The sequence below is a fragment of the Rhodococcus ruber genome, from assembly GCF_027270735.1.
Classification (GTDB): domain Bacteria; phylum Actinomycetota; class Actinomycetes; order Mycobacteriales; family Mycobacteriaceae; genus Rhodococcoides; species Rhodococcoides rubrum_A.
This window is the reverse complement of sequence record NZ_JAPWIJ010000004.1, coordinates 180,125-197,657: the sequence shown is the minus strand read 5'-3', so window position 1 is coordinate 197,657 and position 17,533 is coordinate 180,125. Positions and strand designations below refer to the sequence as shown.

General features: G+C 64.9%; 16 protein-coding genes and 2 tRNA genes. 9 read left to right on the top strand and 9 right to left on the bottom strand.

Annotated features, from left to right (window positions below; all coding sequences use genetic code 11):
- The first annotated feature begins 23 nt into the window (after positions 1-23).
- Genes pcaB through O4220_RS10880 form a run of 4 tightly spaced genes read left to right on the top strand, consistent with a single transcriptional unit; the run spans position 24 to position 4,576 of the window.
- Positions 24-1,373: a 3-carboxy-cis,cis-muconate cycloisomerase gene (pcaB, locus tag O4220_RS10895; protein WP_269604033.1), complete on the top strand. Its 1,350-nt coding sequence runs from the start codon at positions 24-26 to the stop codon at positions 1,371-1,373.
- Complete coding sequence (gene pcaD, locus O4220_RS10890; RefSeq protein ID WP_269604031.1) at positions 1,370-2,557, top strand: 3-oxoadipate enol-lactonase; 1,188 nt, start codon at positions 1,370-1,372, stop codon at positions 2,555-2,557. The genes pcaB and pcaD overlap by 4 nt, the downstream gene beginning before the upstream one ends.
- Complete coding sequence (locus O4220_RS10885) at positions 2,554-3,372, top strand: IclR family transcriptional regulator (RefSeq protein ID WP_269604029.1); 819 nt, start codon at positions 2,554-2,556, stop codon at positions 3,370-3,372. Before pcaD ends, O4220_RS10885 begins: the two co-directional genes overlap by 4 nt.
- Positions 3,365-4,576 (top strand): acetyl-CoA C-acetyltransferase, encoded by a 1,212-nt coding sequence (locus O4220_RS10880; protein WP_269604027.1) that lies wholly within the window; start codon positions 3,365-3,367, stop codon positions 4,574-4,576. Before O4220_RS10885 ends, O4220_RS10880 begins: the two co-directional genes overlap by 8 nt.
- Positions 4,577-4,598: 22 nt before the next feature.
- On the opposite strand, the gene O4220_RS10875 is transcribed toward O4220_RS10880, so the two are convergent.
- On the bottom strand, positions 4,599-6,494 hold the full coding sequence (locus tag O4220_RS10875) for a sugar phosphate isomerase/epimerase and 4-hydroxyphenylpyruvate domain-containing protein (protein WP_269604025.1): 1,896 nt from the start codon (positions 6,492-6,494) through the stop codon (positions 4,599-4,601).
- Positions 6,491-7,378 (bottom strand): shikimate dehydrogenase, encoded by an 888-nt coding sequence (locus O4220_RS10870; RefSeq protein ID WP_269604022.1) that lies wholly within the window; start codon positions 7,376-7,378, stop codon positions 6,491-6,493. The genes O4220_RS10875 and O4220_RS10870 overlap by 4 nt, the downstream gene beginning before the upstream one ends.
- 110 nt (positions 7,379-7,488) lie before the next feature.
- On the opposite strand from O4220_RS10870, the gene O4220_RS10865 reads away from it, so the two are divergent.
- The 3 genes from O4220_RS10865 to O4220_RS10855 all read left to right on the top strand — a co-directional run bounded on the left by O4220_RS10865 (position 7,489) and on the right by O4220_RS10855 (position 10,508).
- The gene (locus O4220_RS10865; protein ID WP_269604020.1) at positions 7,489-8,166 is read left to right on the top strand and encodes a TetR/AcrR family transcriptional regulator; all 678 of its coding nucleotides are present in this window, start codon (positions 7,489-7,491) and stop codon (positions 8,164-8,166) included.
- Positions 8,167-8,339: 173 nt separating this feature from the next.
- Positions 8,340-9,707 carry an MFS transporter gene (locus O4220_RS10860; protein ID WP_269604018.1) on the top strand — a complete coding sequence of 456 codons (1,368 nt, stop codon included), beginning with the start codon at positions 8,340-8,342 and terminating at the stop codon, positions 9,705-9,707.
- Between the two features lie 3 nt (positions 9,708-9,710).
- Positions 9,711-10,508 carry an N-acyl homoserine lactonase family protein gene (locus O4220_RS10855; protein ID WP_269604016.1) on the top strand — a complete coding sequence of 266 codons (798 nt, stop codon included), beginning with the start codon at positions 9,711-9,713 and terminating at the stop codon, positions 10,506-10,508.
- A 70-nt stretch (positions 10,509-10,578) separates the two neighbouring features.
- Here the strand turns inward: O4220_RS10855 and clpX are convergent, their stop codons facing one another.
- The 5 genes from clpX to O4220_RS10830 form a co-directional block, all read right to left on the bottom strand.
- Positions 10,579-11,859 carry an ATP-dependent Clp protease ATP-binding subunit ClpX gene (clpX, locus tag O4220_RS10850; RefSeq protein WP_269604014.1) on the bottom strand — a complete coding sequence of 427 codons (1,281 nt, stop codon included), beginning with the start codon at positions 11,857-11,859 and terminating at the stop codon, positions 10,579-10,581.
- A 293-nt stretch (positions 11,860-12,152) separates the two neighbouring features.
- Positions 12,153-12,794 (bottom strand): ATP-dependent Clp protease proteolytic subunit, encoded by a 642-nt coding sequence (locus O4220_RS10845; protein WP_008715342.1) that lies wholly within the window; start codon positions 12,792-12,794, stop codon positions 12,153-12,155.
- A gap of 46 nt (positions 12,795-12,840) precedes the next feature.
- Positions 12,841-13,473, bottom strand: a complete 633-nt coding sequence (locus tag O4220_RS10840; RefSeq protein WP_032379221.1) for an ATP-dependent Clp protease proteolytic subunit — start codon at positions 13,471-13,473, stop codon at positions 12,841-12,843.
- 100 nt (positions 13,474-13,573) lie between these two features.
- Positions 13,574-14,953 (bottom strand): trigger factor, encoded by a 1,380-nt coding sequence (tig, locus tag O4220_RS10835; protein ID WP_269604008.1) that lies wholly within the window; start codon positions 14,951-14,953, stop codon positions 13,574-13,576.
- A gap of 113 nt (positions 14,954-15,066) precedes the next feature.
- Positions 15,067-15,140 (bottom strand) — tRNA-Pro (locus O4220_RS10830).
- A 170-nt stretch (positions 15,141-15,310) separates the two neighbouring features.
- On the opposite strand from O4220_RS10830, the gene O4220_RS10825 reads away from it, so the two are divergent.
- Together O4220_RS10825 and O4220_RS10820 are read left to right on the top strand one after the other, a co-directional pair.
- Positions 15,311-15,384, top strand: a tRNA-Gly gene (locus O4220_RS10825).
- Between the two features lie 110 nt (positions 15,385-15,494).
- The gene (locus O4220_RS10820) at positions 15,495-16,250 is read left to right on the top strand and encodes a DUF1542 domain-containing protein (RefSeq protein WP_269604006.1); all 756 of its coding nucleotides are present in this window, start codon (positions 15,495-15,497) and stop codon (positions 16,248-16,250) included.
- Here the strand turns inward: O4220_RS10820 and O4220_RS10815 are convergent.
- On the bottom strand, positions 16,247-17,041 hold the full coding sequence (locus O4220_RS10815) for an Fpg/Nei family DNA glycosylase (RefSeq protein WP_269604004.1): 795 nt from the start codon (positions 17,039-17,041) through the stop codon (positions 16,247-16,249). The genes O4220_RS10820 and O4220_RS10815 overlap by 4 nt on opposite strands.
- Positions 17,042-17,521 carry a ribose-5-phosphate isomerase gene (locus O4220_RS10810; RefSeq protein WP_269604002.1) on the bottom strand — a complete coding sequence of 160 codons (480 nt, stop codon included), beginning with the start codon at positions 17,519-17,521 and terminating at the stop codon, positions 17,042-17,044. It lies immediately after the preceding gene.
- Positions 17,522-17,533 lie beyond the last annotated feature (12 nt).

The window sequence follows — 17,533 nt, the reverse complement described above, 5'->3', positions numbered from 1 at the left end:
CAAGCGATTCACGAAGGAGGACAATGACATCCGAGCGAGGTGCACTGTTCGACCCGACGTTCGGCAGCGACGTCATCGCGCCGCTCGTCGGCGACCGTGCCTGGGTGACAGCGATGTTCGACGTCGAAGCTGCACTCTCGCGCGCCGCGGCCTCGGTCGGGCTGGTCGATGTCGACCACGCGGACGTCGTCGCCGCTGCAGCCGCGGAGCTCGGCTCGTCGCTGGACATCACGCAGCTAGGGCTCGATGCCGCGGCCGGCGGAAACCCCGTCATCGCGCTGGTGAAGATACTGCGGACCGCGGTATCGCCGTCCGCAGTTCCCGGGAGTGCAGTGCATCCCGGTGCCACCAGCCAGGACATCATGGATACGGCACTGATGCTGGTCTCGCGTGATGCGCTCGCCGCCATCGAAGCCTCGCTCGACGACGCGTGCCGCGCTGCACGAGATCTCGCACTGGAACATCGCACCACGCCCATGGCGGCGCGCACGCTCGGCCAGCAGGCGCTGCCCACCACGTTCGGCCTCGTCGCCGCGAACTGGACGATGGGGCTGCATCGTGCGCGCACCCGCCTGACGGCCGTTCGGCGGACATGTTCGGTTCAATACGGCGGAGCCGCAGGCACTCTCGCGGCCGTGCATCCGCACGGCCCGGCCATCGCCGCCGCGCTGGCCGCCGAACTGTCACTGGCTCCGCAGGTCGCGCCCTGGCACACCGAGCGCACGGCAATCGCGGATCTCGCCTGTGCGTTGGGCACGGCAGCGGGAGCGATAGGAAAGATCGCCGGGGACATCGTGTCGATGTCGGCCACCGAGCTCGGCGAGCTGTCCGAGGACGCGCCGGGGGGATCCTCGGCCATGCCGCACAAGCGAAACCCCGTCGCCGCCATCACGGCTCGCGCCGCGGCCCGCCGAGTGCCAGGGGCAGTATCGACGGTGCTCTCGAACATGGATCACGAGTACCAGCGCGCCGCGGGAGCATGGCACGCCGAGTGGGAGACGATCACCGACCTGCTGCGTCTCACCGGCGGTGCGGCACAACGAATCGCCACCAGCCTCGGCGGAGTGCACGTAAACCCCGAGAAAATGGCTCGTAATCTCGACACGACCAACGGAGCGCTTCTTGCCGAGCGTGTCACAGCAGCCTTGGCGCACCATACGAACGATGCCCGGGACATCGTGACCGCTCGATGTGCTGCCGGAGCACCGTTGGACACCGATCCGGCAATCACCGAATTTCTCGCACAGTCGACGGTGCGCGAGTTGCTCGACCCGGCCGGGTATCTCGGCCACGCGTCGGATCTGGTCGACACCATCCTGGCCGAGCTCGCTCTCGACACCGACAACACCTCAGACTCGAAGGGCTCACGATGACCGTCGCACTGGCTCACCAACTCGTCGAAGGACCGGGCACCGACGCCGAGACAGTCGTGCTGATCGGCTCCCTCGGCTCCGATCGATCGATGTGGAACCCGCAAGTCGGCCCGCTCTCCGCGTCGCTCCGAGTACTCGCCGTCGATCTCCGTGGACACGGGGAATCACCGGTGCCCTCCGGCCCGTACTCCGTCGCGGATCTGGCCGAAGACGTGCTGGCCCTGCTGGATTCACTGGACCTGCGACGCGTTCATATAGTCGGTCTCTCACTCGGCGGTGCCGTCTCGCAGTGGATCGCCATTCACCGACCCGAGCGAGTGCGGACTCTGACCTTGCTGTGCACCTCAGCCAAGTTCGGTGAGCCCGCGCAGTGGCTCGATCGCGCCGCCACGGTCCGCGCGGGCGGAACGGCCTCGGTGGCCGACGCAGTACTCGACCGGTGGTTCACTCCCGAACTCGCCGGGCGCGACACCGATCTCGTCGACCGACACCGGCGCATGATCGTCGACACCTCCGACGAGGGCTACGCGGCATGCTGTGAGGCGTTGTCCGACTGGGATTCTCGCGCAGACCTCGGTCGAATCAGCTCCCCGACCCTGGTGATCGCAGGCCGTCAGGACCCCTCGACCACCCCCGAGGATCTGAAGATCATCGCCGATGGTGTCACCGGATCGACGTTCCGAGTGCTCGACCCGGCAGCACACTTGGCCAACGTCGAGCAGGCCGGACCCGTCACCGCAGCGATTGCCGCACACATCGGATCGGATCCGTACGCTGCCGGCCGGACCGCGGCCCACGACACCGGCATGGCGGTGCGGCGCAGCGTCCTGGGCGACGCTCACGTCGACCGAAGCATGTCCGCACGAACCGAATTCACCGCGCCGTTCCAGGATTTCATCACCCGCACCGCATGGGGTGACATCTGGAACCGTCCCGGACTCGACCACCACACCCGCAGACTACTGACCCTGGCGATTCTGACGGCCGTAGGCAACCAGCACGAGCTCGATATGCACATTCGCGCAGCGCTGCGCGCAGGACTGGAACCGGACGAACTGGCCGAGGTGTTTCTGCACACCGCCGTGTACGCGGGAGTTCCGAACAGCAACAGCGCCTTCGCTCTCGGCGCCTCCGCTCTCGCGGACGCCGTCGCTGCCGGCGAGACCGAGACGAGTTCGTCGTGAACGCCGACGCGCCGTCCCCGTCGTCGGACTACGTTCAATCACTCGGACGCGGCCTTGCCGTCATTCGGGCCTTCGACGCCGAGCATCCGCGTCGGACGCTCTCCGATGTCGCGAGAGCAACCGAACTCACTCGCGCCACGGCCCGACGGTTTCTGCTCACGCTCGTCGAGCTCGGATATGTCCGAACCGATGGTTCCATGTTCTGGCTCACCCCGCGCGTGCTCGAACTGGGGTACAGCTATCTGTCGAGCCTGTCCCTGCCGGAGGTCTCCGGGCCGCATCTGGAGGCTCTTGCAGAACGGGTCCGAGAATCGTCCTCGGTGTCCATTCTCGACGGTGACGATGTCGTGTACGTCGCCCGAGTTCCGGTGAGCCGCATCATGACTGTCGGAATCAACATCGGCACGCGATTCCCCGCGTTCGCCACCTCGATGGGACGTGTGCTGCTCGCGGGCCTTCCGAGCGACGAGCTCACGGGGTATCTCGATCGAGTTCGATTGACGCCGCTCACCGGCAAGACGATCATCTCGGCCGACGCGCTCGCACGCGAACTCCAACGGGTGCGAGACGAAGGCTTCTGTCTGGTGGATCAGGAACTCGAAGAGGGCCTACGGTCGATCGCCGCACCGATCCACGACGGCACCGGGGCAGTCGTCGCCGCGGCGAACGTCTCGACTCAAGCCGCGCGCCATTCCGCCGACGCGGTCCGCACCCAACTACTCCCGGCCTTGCTCGACGCCACCCGCGCCATCGAGACCGATTTGCTCCGGGTGAGTACCGGACCCAACGACAAGCGAGGAAACAGCCATGCCTGACGCCGTGATCTGCGAGCCACTTCGAACCCCGGTCGGCCGCTTCGGCGGTCAGTTCCGCGACATCTCTGCCCAGGCGCTGGCCAGCACCGTGATCGCCGAACTCGTTGCCCGAACAGGCATTTCGGGTTCCGACATCGATGACGTGATCCTTGGCCAGGCCTCCCCCAACGGTGATGCACCGGCGATCGGACGTATCGCCGCCCTCGACGCCGACCTGGGAATCGACGTCCCCGGCATGCAGATCGACCGGCGCTGCGGCTCCGGCCTGCAAGCGGTGCTGCAGGCCTGCATGCAGGTGCAGTCGGGCGGCAACGATCTGGTGCTGGCCGGCGGAGTCGAGAGCATGAGTCAGACCGAGTTCTATGCCACCGGAATGCGGTGGGGCGTCAAAGCCGAGGCCGTGGCCCTGTCCGACCGACTCGCGCGGGCACGAGTGACCGCAGGCGGCAAGAACTTTCCCGTGCCCGGCGGCATGATCGAGACCGCAGAGAATCTTCGCGCCGAGTTCTCTATCAGCCGAGCCGATCAGGATGCGCTGGCAGTCCAATCCCACCAGCGCGCGGTCGCCGCACAGAACAACGGGGTGTTCGCCGAGGAGATAGTCGGAGTATCGGTGCCGCAACGGAAGTCGGACCCACTGCTCGTCACCACCGACGAACATCCCCGTGCCGACACCACCGTGGAGTCACTGGCGAAGCTGAAGGCGATTCGCGCGTCGATCGATCCCGAGTCGACAGTCACGGCCGGGAACGCCAGCGGACAGAACGACGGTGCCGCGCTTGCGATCGTCACCACTCCGGACAAGGCTGCTGCACTGGGTCTTCGGCCGCTGGCCAGACTGGCCGGATGGGGCGTCGCCGGAGTCGCTCCGCGCACCATGGGTATCGGGCCGGTGCCCGCCAGCGAGAAGGCGCTCGGACGCCTCGGACTGAGCCTCGCCGACATGGGAATCATCGAGCTCAACGAGGCATTCGCCGCCCAGGCCCTCGCCGTCACCCGGTCGTGGGGCATCGAACCCGACGACTCGCGACTGAACCCGCACGGTTCCGGTATCTCCCTCGGCCACCCGGTCGGTGCCACCGGTGCCCGAATTCTTGCCACCTTGCTCCGCGAGATGGACCGCCGACAGGTTCGGTACGGACTCGAGACGATGTGTATCGGCGGCGGTCAGGGACTGGCAGCGGTATTCGAGCGCCTCACCTGATTCGACCCGGCGAGGCGGCGTCTCACTCCTGCAACTGAGCTGCCAGCCGCACCGCCGAGTTGGTCTCGCCGTAGCCCTCGTAGCCTCCCACGCGCTGAACGACTTCGAAGAACAGGTCGTCACCCACTGTCCCGGTGAAGAAGTGGAAGAACTCACCACCGGCGGAGTCGGCGTCGTACAGAATTCCCAGGCGCTGCATCGCGTCGAGCACGGCGGAATCGAGTCCGAATCGCGCGTCGAGATCGCGATAGTAGTTCGGCGAGATACGCAGGGGCGTCAGGCCCCGTTCGGTCATCGCCGTCGCGGCGGCATAGATGTCCTCGCATCCGAACGCCACATGTCCGACGCCCCCGCGGCGGGCGGCCGGCAATGGGTCCGCGGCGGACGGGCGACCGGGAACCATGTTGAGCGAGAGACGAATCGTGCCGTCGGCGGTGGCCAGCGTGAGGGCTTGGCTCCGCACCAGACCGATCGCGTCGACGACGTCCTGTCCGTCGCGGGGAACCATGCCGAATACCGAGCGCAGCAGCAGCATCACTCCGTCCCAGCTCTCGGCGGGTACGGCGAGTGCGATGTGGTCCACGCCCGAGACCACTGCCGCGTTCTGTTTCTTCGAATCCGTTCTGGGGACCAGATCGAACGCCGACTGCCAGGCACCCGCGCTGTCTCGGTTGCGCAGGTCGAGCGATGTCGCGCCCGTCACGGCAAGCCGCACCACCGCGTCGGTTGCGTCTGCAACACCCGGCATGGTGACGGTGGATGCGGTGACACCGAGAGCGCGCGCCCGAGTGAGCCACAGATCGGGGCGCTCACTCCGGACGCCGATCTGAGCGAGCGCGGGCAGGTGGGCCGGGACGCCCGGCGCAGTCCACAGTGTGTCCACCGTGGTATCGACCGCCACCGCCAGTGGACCCTGGGTGAACAGCGACAGTCCGTGTTCGCTGTGCGCGGCGGTCAGGTCGAAACCCAACTGACGTAGGACGGTACCCAGCTGCGCTGCCTTCGCCGGCCCCGCCGCTATCCGTAGGGATACGACGTTCTCGATCGGGCCGGGCGGCGGAGGCGAGAAGAGATCCGTTTCGGCAGAGGGCGTTTCGATGGCGCGCACTTGCTCCTGCAGGTAGAGCAGCGAGCGATGGGCGTCGGATGCCGTCCGCGCGGTATCGGAGTGCCGGAAGACGTCGTTGAAGATCTCGAGCGACCAGGGTCCGGTGTAGCCGGAGGCAACCACGTCCGCTCCGAAGCGAGCAAGATCGAAGTTGCCCTGTCCGGGGAAGCACCGATGATGGCGACTCCACTGCAACACGTCCATCACCAGGTGAGGTGCATCGGCCAGTTGGAGGAAGAAGATCTTCTCGCCCGGTATGGCGCGAATTCCCGCGGGATCGTCACCGCGGGAGAGGATGTGGAAGCTGTCCAGGCAGGTACCGAATGCCGGATGGTCGACCTGCCGAACGATGTCCCAGGCATGACCGTAGGTATCGACGTGGGTGCCCCACGCGAGCGCCTCGTACGCCAGCCGCATTCCGCGGTGGTGCGCACGCTCGGCCAGAATAGCCATCTGTTCGATCAGAATGCCGTCCTCGCGCACGGCTCCGGCCAGCGGCGAGGAACACACCAGCAGTAGATCGCATCCCAGCTGCTCCATCACGTCGAACTTGCGCTCGATACGAACGAGGTTGCGGGCGAACTGTTCCGGGTCGGCCGAGTCTGCGTCGCGAAAGGGTTGATAGAGATCGAGGGTCAAACCGAGGTCGGCTGCTTTCTTCGCGATGTCCTCGGGACGGTCCGGTGAGCTGATCAAGTCCGGCTCGAACACCTCGAAGCCGTCGAACCCTGCGTCTGCGATGGCGCGCATCTTCTCGTCCAGCGAACCGCTGAGCGATACCGTGGCCACCGATGTGGCGATGCGCGTCATGCTGGAGCACCTGCTGTCGCACGATCCTCCAGTGCGATCAGCGAGCTCATGTGGGCGATCATGCGATCGGCGTCGGCGGTGCGTCCGGTGAAGATCTCGAATGCGTCGGCGGCCTGAAAGACGGCCATGCCGGTGCCGCTGAGCGTGCGGCAGCCCACTCTGGCTGCCGCCGAAAGCAGTTCGGTCTCGGCCGGCCGGTAGACAACCTCGGCCACCCACATCCGCGGATGCAAGAGGCCCTCGGGCACAGCCGATCCCGGATGTTCCACCATGCCGATCGGAGTGGCGTGTACCAGGCCGGTCGCGGATTCGAGCACGCGGCCGAGGCTGTCGAGGCCGGCCGAGAAGATCTCGACACCGGGAAACATGGTCGAGAGAGAATCCTTGAGTTGCTGTGCCCGAACAGGATCGGCGTCCACCAGGGTGAGCCTGGCCGCACCGCGGCGCGCCATGGCATACGCAACAGCCGCCCCCGCTCCCCCGGCACCGAGTTGCACCACGTCGGTCAGGTCGGCCTTCGGCAGACCGCGGCCGAAGTTTCGATCGAATCCGGACCAGTCGGTGTTGTGGCCGACGGCTAGGCCGTCCGCGAACACCACGGTGTTGACGGCTCCGAGACGCGCAGCGTCGTCGGAGAGCCCGTCGAGGCAGCCGATGACGCGTTGTTTGCACGGGTGGGTGATGTTCAGTCCACGGAATCCGAGATCGGCGGCGGTCGCGACCAGACGAGGCAGGTCGTCGACGGTCAGCCCTCGACGATCGAGATCGATGATGCGGTACTGGTAGGTCAACCCCTGCTCCGCGCCCTCCTTCTCGTGCATCGCAGGCGTGAGCGACTTGCCTATACCCGTCCCGATCAGCCCACAGAGCAGGGATTCCGGCATATCGATCTCCTCGAGCCTTAATGTACGAATTGGTGAGTTAGATCGACGGTACTACGCCATGGGCCCGCGCCCAACCCTTTCCGCACAATCGACGGCGATAGAGTTGATCCATGCCTCCGCGCGCCACCGACTCGTCCGACGACCGCAGCGGACCGACCGTCAAGCGTCGACGTAACAGCGACCTGACCCGGCACAACATTCTCGAGGTGGCGACCGAGGAGTTTGCGGACAAGGGCTTCGCCGGAGCACGTATCGACGAGATCGCCGAACGAACGCACACGACCAAGCGAATGCTGTACTACTACTTCACCGACAAGGAGGGGCTGTACAAGGCGGTTCTGGAGCGGTCCTACCTACGCATTCGCGAGCGAGAGCGAGCAGTGGACGTCGAAGGACTCGGGCCGGTGGAGGCCATTCGGGCCATCGCGTCGCTCACCTTCGATCATCACGAGCAGAATCCCGACTTCATCCGGTTGGTGTCCACCGAGAACATCCTGCGCGGCGAGCACATCGGCACCTCGGAGGCATTGAGCAATCTCGGCAACCCAGCCGCGGAACTGCTGGCCGACATCCTTGCGCGCGGGCAGGCCGAAGGAATCTTTCGCACCGATGTCGACGCCCTCGACATTCACATGGCGATCAGCAGTTTCTGCGTGTTCCGACTGTCCAATCGCTACACGTTCGAGGCCCTCTTCGGCCGAGATCTGACCGATCCCGCACACCGAGAACGCCTGCGCTCCATGCTCGGAGACATGGTCATCGCATTCCTCACCACTGCGACAGTCTGAGCGAGCCCCGCTCGAGTACTGCAGGTCTCGTCGGGGTTGACACGTGGCATGGGTCACGTTCACTATCTATTCAGCGCCTACTTAACCATTTCGTACATTAGCGATCCGATCGGTTGGATCGCGGCGTAGAGCTTTCACCCCAGCTTCCCGTCACACGAAGAGAGACGACACCGATGGACCCCGCCACTTCACGACCGGCCCCCACACCCCTCCGACCGGGTGCCAACCCACGCAAGGCCGCTACTGCAGCCTGGGTGGGCAGCGCCCTCGAGTATTACGACTTCTTCATCTACGGCACCGCCGCGGCCCTGGTGTTCGGCCGGGTCTTCTTTCCCGGGTCGAACCCTGCGACCGGGACCCTGCTGGCCCTGGCCACCTTCGGAGTCGGATACCTCGCGCGTCCGCTCGGTGCCGTGGTCCTCGGACACATCGGCGATCGCTACGGCCGCAAGAAAGTCATGGTCGCCACCGTTCTGCTCATGGGTATCGCGACCCTCGGCGTCGGTGTGCTGCCGTCGTACGAATCCATCGGCATCGCGGCACCGATCATCCTCGTCCTGCTTCGCTTGGCGCAGGGCTTCTCCGCCGGCGGTGAACAGGCCGGGGCCAACTCGATGACACTCGAGCACGCTCCGGACAACCGCCGCGCGTTCTTCACCAGCTTCACTCTCAGCGGCACCCAGGGCGGTCAGATCCTGGCCACTGCAGTGTTTCTCCCGGTCGCGATGCTCCCCGAGGATCAACTGCTGAGCTGGGGTTGGCGAATTCCGTTCTTCCTCAGCGCTTTCGTCGTCGTCGCCGCGTTCCTCATCCGGCGTTCGCTCGACGAGACCCCGGTGTTCGAGGACGAGGTTGCCTCCAACGAACCGCAGCGCCTGCCCCTGGCGGAACTGCTGGCAGACCACTGGCGCGCCGTTCTTCGCGTCATGTTCGCCGCTGTCATCGCCTCGGTCAGCACCATCTTCACCGTCTACGCACTGTCGTACGCCGTCAATACCGTTGGCCTCGAACGCACTCCGATGCTCTGGGTCGGCGTGCTCGCCAACGTCGTCGCACTGTTCTCGCTGCCCTTCTTCGGTTCTCTCTCGGATCGCGTCGGGCGCAAGCCGGTGTTCCTTTTCGGATCGATCGGTTGCGCCATCCTCATGTTCGGTTACCTCTGGTCCATCTCGATCGGTAGCTACGCACTGATCTTCGTGTTCGGCATCGTGATGTTCGGCTTCGTCCACAGTGCCACCGGTGGGGTCTGGCCCTCGTTCTACGGCGAGATGTTCCCGGCTCGGGTGCGTCTGACCGGCACCGCCCTCGGTACCCAGATCGGTTTCGCCATAGCCGGTTTCGCGCCCACCATCGCCGGGGCGATCGCCGGAGCCGAGATCGGTGCCTGGCTACCGGTTGCCATCGTCACCGCCGTTTTCTGTGCCATCAACGTCGCCATCGTCGCCACCTCCAGGGAGACGTTCCGTACGCCCACAGACGAGCTCGGTACGGTGTCTCGATCAGCTCGAACCGACGACACATCCGTCGCCAGCTCGAGCTGACCGATGACCGACGCACTCCGGCCGGACTCCGCAGGCCTGTGGCGAGTGTTCGCTGTGCAGTACGGTGCTCGAACGTCTCTGCGCAGCACCCACTTCCACTACCCGGACAACCGTGGCGGCGAGCCACACCCCACCGCGTACTACGTGTGGCTCGCCCTCTCTCAGACCGATACCGTCGTGATCGACGCCGGGCTCGCACCGTCCACGGCCAGTGGAATACCAGGGCTCGACTACTTCGGCTCCCCGCTCGAGATCATCGGTCGCCTGGGCATCGAGCCCGGGGACATCGATCTGTGTGTGTTGACCCACCTGCATTACGACCACACTGGAGTCGTGGCAGACATGCCGCGAGCCCGTTACGTCCTGCAGCAACGCGAACTCGAGTACTGGAACGGTCCGTGGGCTGGACGCATCGCCCAGGAACAGTGGTTGCATTCCCGACCGGATATCGATCACGTGGCTGCGAGCTCGCGACTCGACCTCGTCGACGGCGATCGAGAACTACTCCCCGGCCTGTCGGTGCACTCCGTCGGCGGCCACACCGCGGGAATGCAAGTAGTTCGGCTACGCACCGCGCGCGGCAACGTCGTCCTGGCCTCCGATGCCAGTCACTTCTACGAGAACATCGAGTCCGACAACCCGTTCGCGATACTGCACTGCCTACCGGACATGTTCGGAGCTTTCGATCGCATTCGAGAACTCGCCGACAGCTCCGAGCACATCGTGCCCGGTCACGACCCACTGGTGGCGGAACGATTCCCCACAGTCGACCGACACCCGCACGTGGTGACCGTCGGCTGAACAGGCCCCACGACGACACGAGCCCCGATCATCGTTTCGATGATCGGGGCTCGTGTCGTTCAGCAGAACGTCAGGCCGACTTGTCGCGACGCTCCGGTCGCTCCGGCTTGCGCGGCACGATGGTCGGCAGCACGTTGTCGTTGACCGTCTCCGCAGTGACGACAACCTTCTCGACGTCGTCTCGGCTGGGGATGTCGTACATCACCGGCAGCAGAACTTCTTCCATGATCGCGCGGAGACCACGAGCACCGGTACCGCGGAGAATTGCCTGATCGGCAATTGCGTCCAAGGCCTCGGTAGTGAACTCGAGCTCCACACCGTCCATGTCGAACAGACGACGGTACTGCTTGACGAGCGCGTTCTTCGGCTCGGACAGAATCGTGACGAGCGACTCCTTGTCCAGGTTCGTCACCGACGCGATCATCGGCAGTCGGCCGATGAACTCGGGGATCAGGCCGAACTTGATCAGATCTTCCGGCATGACCTCGGCGAAGTGATCCTGGGTGTCGATCTCTGCCTTCGAGCGAACCTCGGCGCCGAATCCCAGACCACGCTTGCCGACGCGATCGGACACGATCTTCTCGAGACCGGCGAAGGCACCGGCGACGATGAAGAGCACGTTCGTGGTGTCGATCTGGATGAACTCCTGATGCGGATGCTTGCGACCGCCCTGCGGCGGCACGCTGGCCTGAGTTCCTTCCAGAATCTTCAGCAATGCCTGCTGCACGCCTTCACCGGACACATCTCGCGTGATCGACGGGTTCTCGCTCTTACGCGCGATCTTGTCGACCTCGTCGATGTAGATGATGCCGGTCTCGGCGCGCTTGACGTCGTAATCGGCCGCCTGAATCAGCTTGAGCAGGATGTTCTCGACATCCTCGCCCACGTAACCCGCCTCGGTGAGCGCGGTGGCGTCGGCGATGGCGAACGGCACGTTGAGCATCTTGGCCAACGTTTGCGCGAGATACGTCTTGCCGCAGCCCGTCGGTCCGAGCATCAGAATGTTGGACTTCGCCAGTTCGACCGACTCGCCCCGCACATCACGGGCTTTGTCGCCGGCCTGGATGCGCTTGTAGTGGTTGTAGACCGCAACGGCCAGCGTGCGCTTGGCAGCGTCCTGACCGATCACGTAGTTCTCGAGAAAATCCTTGATCTCGGAGGGCTTGGGTAGGTCGTCGAGCTTCACTTCGCTCGATTCGGCCAACTCCTCCTCGATGATCTCGTTGCACAGGTCGATGCACTCATCGCAGATGTACACCCCTGGTCCAGCAATGAGCTTCTTGACCTGCTTCTGGCTCTTGCCGCAGAACGAGCACTTCAGCAGATCGCCACCGTCACCGATGCGTGCCATTCGGAGGTTCCTACTTCCTTGTCCGCGTACGCCCCACGCCGTCGGACTGTGCCGAGACGTCGTGGGCTACTTCCCGGGCTTTCGTGATGCCGATATCGATCGCCCGAGTTCTTGGGTGCGACGCTACCCGTGTTCGCCGAACATGGGCGGGTTGTTTCCGGTGATTCGCCACCCGATTTCGTCTGTTCCGACATTCGGGCCGCCGATCACGATCGCCGGGCGGAGTTTTCACTCGCGCCCGGCGCCGGAACTCGAGCCGGGCCTTCACGGCCCGACCGGTGGTACTCGCGGTCCTACTTCTGTGCGGAGAGCTTCCGGTACTCGAACACGGTGTCGATGATGCCGTAGTCCTTGGCCTGCTCCGCGGTGAGGATCTTGTCGCGATCGGTGTCCTTGCGGATGACGTCGGGATCCTTACCGGTGTGGCGACCGAGAGTGGTCTCCATGAGACGACGCATGCGCTCGATCTCGGCAGCCTGGATCTCGAGGTCCGAGACCTGACCCTGGATTCCACCGCTGGAAGGCTGGTGGATCAGCACCCGTGCGTTCGGCAGAGCCGCACGCTTGCCGGGCGTACCGGCTGCGAGCAGAACCGCAGCGGCGGAGGCCGCCTGGCCGAGGCAGACGGTGGCGACGTCCGCGCGGACGTACTGCATGGTGTCGTAGATCGCCATCAGCGAGGTGAACGATCCGCCGGGCGAGTTGATGTACATGGTGATGTCGCGGTCGGGGTCGAGCCCCTCGAGCACCAGCAGCTGCGCCATGACGTCGTTGGCCGACGCGTCGTCGACCTGGACGCCGAGGAAGATGATGCGCTCCTCGAACAGCTTGTTGTACGGGTTCGATTCCTTGACGCCGTAGCTGGAGTGCTCGACGAAGGACGGGAGGATGTACCGCGAGGACGGCAACTGGTTGGGATCGAACAGGTTTGTCATCGTTTCTCCAAGATGTGAGTGATCGAGGTCGCCGGTAACGGCCGATTTACTCGCCGATTCCGCCGGCCTGCTGCGCGCGGCTGACGACGTGATCCACGAACCCGTATTCCTTGGCAGCCTGGGCGGTGAACCACCGGTCGCGATCGGAGTCCTCGGTGATCTGCTCGACGGTCTGGCCGGTGTGCTGAGCTATGAGCTCGGCCATCTCACGCTTGGTGTGCGCGAACTGCTCGGCCATGATGGCGATGTCGGATGCACTGCCGCCGATACCGGCCGAGGGCTGGTGCATCATGATGCGCGCGTGCGGCAGGGCGTACCGCTTGCCCTTGGCACCGGCCGAGAGCAGGAACTGGCCCATCGAGGCGGCCAGGCCCATGCCGTACGTCGCGATGTCGCACTCGGCGAATTCCATGGTGTCGAAGATGGCCATACCCGCGGTGACCGAGCCACCGGGTGAGTTGATGTACAGCGAGATGTCGCGAGTGGCATCCTCGGCGGAGAGCAACAGGATCTGGGCGCACAACTTGTTGGCGATATCGTCGTCGACCTGGGTACCGAGGAAAATGATGCGGTTTTGAAGCAGACGCTCGTACACGGAGTCGCTGAGATTCAACCCTGCTGCGGCCGAAGTCATGACGGGACTCTGCTCGTGCGAAGCCGCCGGATTCTGAACAGTCACGGTACCTGCCTTTTCATAACAAATCGTTGGTTCCTGACACAGACACTAACGAAAGACGGCGGCTCCGGAGTCCCGGAACCGCCGTCGTTCGCTGTCAGCGTTACTTCTCTTGTTCGCCCTCGGAAGAATCAGCTGCTTCGACCTCGTCGGGAGCATCGGCGGGGCTGCCGAACAGCTCGGCCGTGTCGACGCTCGCGCCGTTGGTGTCGGTCACGGTGACGCGCTCGACGACCGAAGCAAGGGCCTTACCGCGCTTGACGTCGGCGAACACCGCACCGAGCTGGTTGGCCTGCTGCACCTGCTGGATGAACTGCTCGGGCGGCATGCCGTAGCGCTGCGCCTGGAAGATGATCCGCTCGGTGAGCTCTTCCTGCCCGACCTGCGTGTTCTCGGCCTCGGCGATCGCATCGAGAAGGAGCTGGGTACGCACCGACTTCTCGGCACCTTCCTTGACGTCCTTGTCGAATTCCTCGCGGCTCGAACCCTGCGACTCGAGCAGCTCGGCGAGTGCTTCCTCGTTGTGATCGAGGCCGTGGATGGCCTCGTGCACCTGGGAATCGACCTCGGCCTTGACGACGGCCTCGGGAGCCGGAATCTCGAGCGTCTCGAGCAACGTCTCGAGTACCTTGTCGCGGATCTGACCGGCCTGCTCGACCTTCGCGACTCGCTCGACGCGCGTCTTCAGGTCGGCGAGCAGCTCGTCGAACGTGTCGAACTCGCTGGCGAGCTGGGCGAACTCGTCGTCGGCCTCGGGCAGCTCGCGCTCCTTGACGGACACGACCTTGACCGTGACGACAGCTTCCTTGCCCGCGTACTCGCCGGCGACCAAAGTCGAGGTGAACTCCTTCGACTCGTCCGCGGAGACGCCGATGATCGCGTCGTCGAGTCCCTCGATCAGCTGGCCGGAGCCGACCTCGTGGGACAGTCCGCTCGCGGTTGCCTCTTCCACGTTCTCGCCGTCGACAGTGGCCGAGAGGTCGATCGAGACGAAGTCGCCGGACTGGACCGGGCGATCGACGCCGGTCAGGGTGCCGAAACGCTGGCGCAGCGACTGCAGCTGCTCGTCGACGGCCTCGTCTTTGATCTCGAGCGGATCGACGACGACGCTGATGGCCGAGTAGTCCGGCAGTGCGATCTCGGGACGAACGTCGACCTCGGCGGTGAACGTGAGCTCCGTACCGTCTTCGATCTTGGTGATCTCGATCTCGGGCTGGCCGATGACCTTGACCTTTTCGTTCGTCACGGCCTCGGAGTAACGGGCGGGAAGAGCGTCGTTGACGACCTGCTCGAGCACCGCGCCACGGCCGACGCGCGCTTCGAGCAACTTGGCCGGAGCCTTACCGGGACGGAATCCGGGGAGGCGGATCTGCTGAGCCAAAGCCTTGTATGCGCGGTCGAAATCAGGCTTGAGCTCCTCGAAGGGCACCTCAACGTTGATACGGACTCGCGTCGGGCTCAGCTGCTCGACGGTGCTCTTCACGGGACATGCTCCTTCTGGTAATTCTTGCTTGCTGGTGGTGCTTACGGTGCTGGCTTGCGGTCTTACCTCGCTCGCCGCGAAACACGGCGAACCGTGCCTGCGGCCCTCATTTGTCGGGGTGACAGGAATTGAACCTGCGACCCTCCGCTCCCAAAGCGGATGCGCTACCAAGCTGCGCCACACCCCGTCGTACCCACACCATTGAACAGCAACCGATAGTAGCCCCTCATCGGCGCCCCACCGATGACGTTCGGGCGAACCCGGTGCGGCATGCCGGTTTGGAATCCGGCAACGGCTTTGGGTACAGTCTTGAAACGCAGGCGACGGAACTGGCGATCCCACGACTGTTGTTTGCATGCCGATGTAGCTCAATGGTAGAGCCCCTGTCTTCCAAACAGGCTACGCGAGTTCGATTCTCGTCATCGGCTCCATCGAAAAGCCCCGCACTGTCAGTGCGGGGCTTTTTAGTGTCCGCGTACCCTGAAACGGAGTCCGAATTGTCCGAACGAACCGGACATGCACCGTCGGCGGAAGGCCCGAAGTGGAAATTGTCCTGATCGTCCTCGTCATCGCCGCAGTGGCCCTGTTGGTGCTGCGAAGCAAGAAGAACTCGGCTGCGGCCGCCGAGACTGCGCTGGCCGACGCCAAGGCCGACGCCCGTCAGTCGATCGAGCGCCTCGGCGGTCAGGTCTACAACCTGATCGGCACCGACACACCGTCCAAGCAGGCCCTGGCCGACGCGTCCGAGCGCAACATCGCCGCCGGGTCGCAGATCGACCAGGCCACCACCCCCGAACAGGCCCGACTGGCCAAGCAGACGGCGCTGGAAGGGCTCTATTACATCCGCGCCGCGCGGTTGGCCATGGGCATGGATCCAGGCCCCGAGGTGCAGGGCATCGACGGCCAACAGCAGGCAGGACGAGTCACCGAGGAGCGCAAGGTCGACTTCGAGGGCCGTGAGATCGCTGCGTCACCCGACCCGTCCGACCGCACCCCGAACTACTACCCGGGTGGCCGAGTAGCAGGCCGTCCGGTGCCCGCGGGCTGGTACTCCGAGCCGTGGTGGCGTCCGGCCTTGGTCGCCGGCGCGTGGGGAATGGGTTCGATGTTCCTGTTCTCGGCGATGTTCTCCGGCATGGCCGGAGTTCCGGACGAGACGGCAGCCGGCGGGGACTCAGGCACCGACGACATGGGTGGCAACGAAGAAAACGGTGCCATGGACGACGGCGGCATGGACGACGGCGGGATGAGCGACGGCGGGATGGGCGACATGGACATGGGTGGGTTCGACTTCTAGGTCGCCTGACAGACCGGGCACCAGAACAGATTTCGGGCCTGCATCGTCGAGTGCAGGATTTCCGTGCCGCACACGCGGCACGGAAGGCCTTGCCTGCGGTAGACGTACGAGCGAGGTCGACGGGCACCGTAGGTGTCTCCGTGATCGTCCTCGGGCCGGATGGTGATGATCCGACCGCGTCGGACGCCGATCTTCATCAGCTCGACGAGGTCGAACCAGATCGCGTCCCACTCTGCTCGATCGAGGTCCTTCCCCGGGCGCATCGGATTGATCTCGTGCCGGAACAGGATCTCGGCGCGATAGACGTTTCCGACGCCGGCCAGTACCTTCTGATCCATCAGCATTGTCCCGATCGCGGTGCGCGACTTCGAGATTCGCGCCCAGGCCGCATCCGGGTCGGCGTCCTTGCGGAGCGGGTCCGGCCCCAGACGCGCCAGGAGGGCGTCGACTTGCTGCTCGGTGTAGATCTCGCAGGCCGTGGGGCCGCGAAGGTCGGCACCGTACTTCTCCCCCACCATGCGCAGACGTACAGCACCCACCGGATCGTTCAGTGGCACCGACTGTTCGGTGAATTTTCCGTACAGGCCCAGATGAATGTGCACGATCAGATCGGTCTCGTAACGGTGGAGCAGATGTTTGCCCCAGGCCTCCGCTCTTTCGAGCACGAGCCCGTCGATCAGCGCGGCACCGGAGGTGAACCGTCCCTGGGGACTGCTCGCCTCGACCGGTGCCCCGCCGAACCGTCGTTGATGCAGCCGAGCGAGTCGGTGCAGGGTATGGCCTTCGGGCACTTACGCGGGCTTTCCCGGAACCTCGGGTGCCTCGCCACTGCGCTCGTACTCGGACAGAATGTCGATGCGACGCTGGTGGCGCTCTTCGCCCGAGAACGGAGTGCCGAGGAACGCGTCGACGATGGCGAGAGCTTCGGGCAACGTGTGCATGCGGCCACCGATGCCGATGAGCTGAGCATCGTTGTGCTCGCGGGCCAGCTTTGCGGTCTCGACGTTCCATGCCAGTGCGCAGCGAGCGCCCGGCACCTTGTTCGCGGCGATCTGCTCGCCGTTTCCGGATCCGCCGAGCACGAGGCCGCGGCTGCCAGGGTCGGCGACGACGCGACGTGCTGCGTCGATGCAGAAGGCCGGGTAGTCGTCGACGGGGTCGTAGTCGAAGGCACCGCAGTCGACGGGCTCGTGCCCGGTTGCCGTCAGGTGTTCGATGATCTGATTCTTGAACTCGAGGCCGGCGTGGTCGGCACCCAGGTATACGCGCATGCCTAGAGTCTG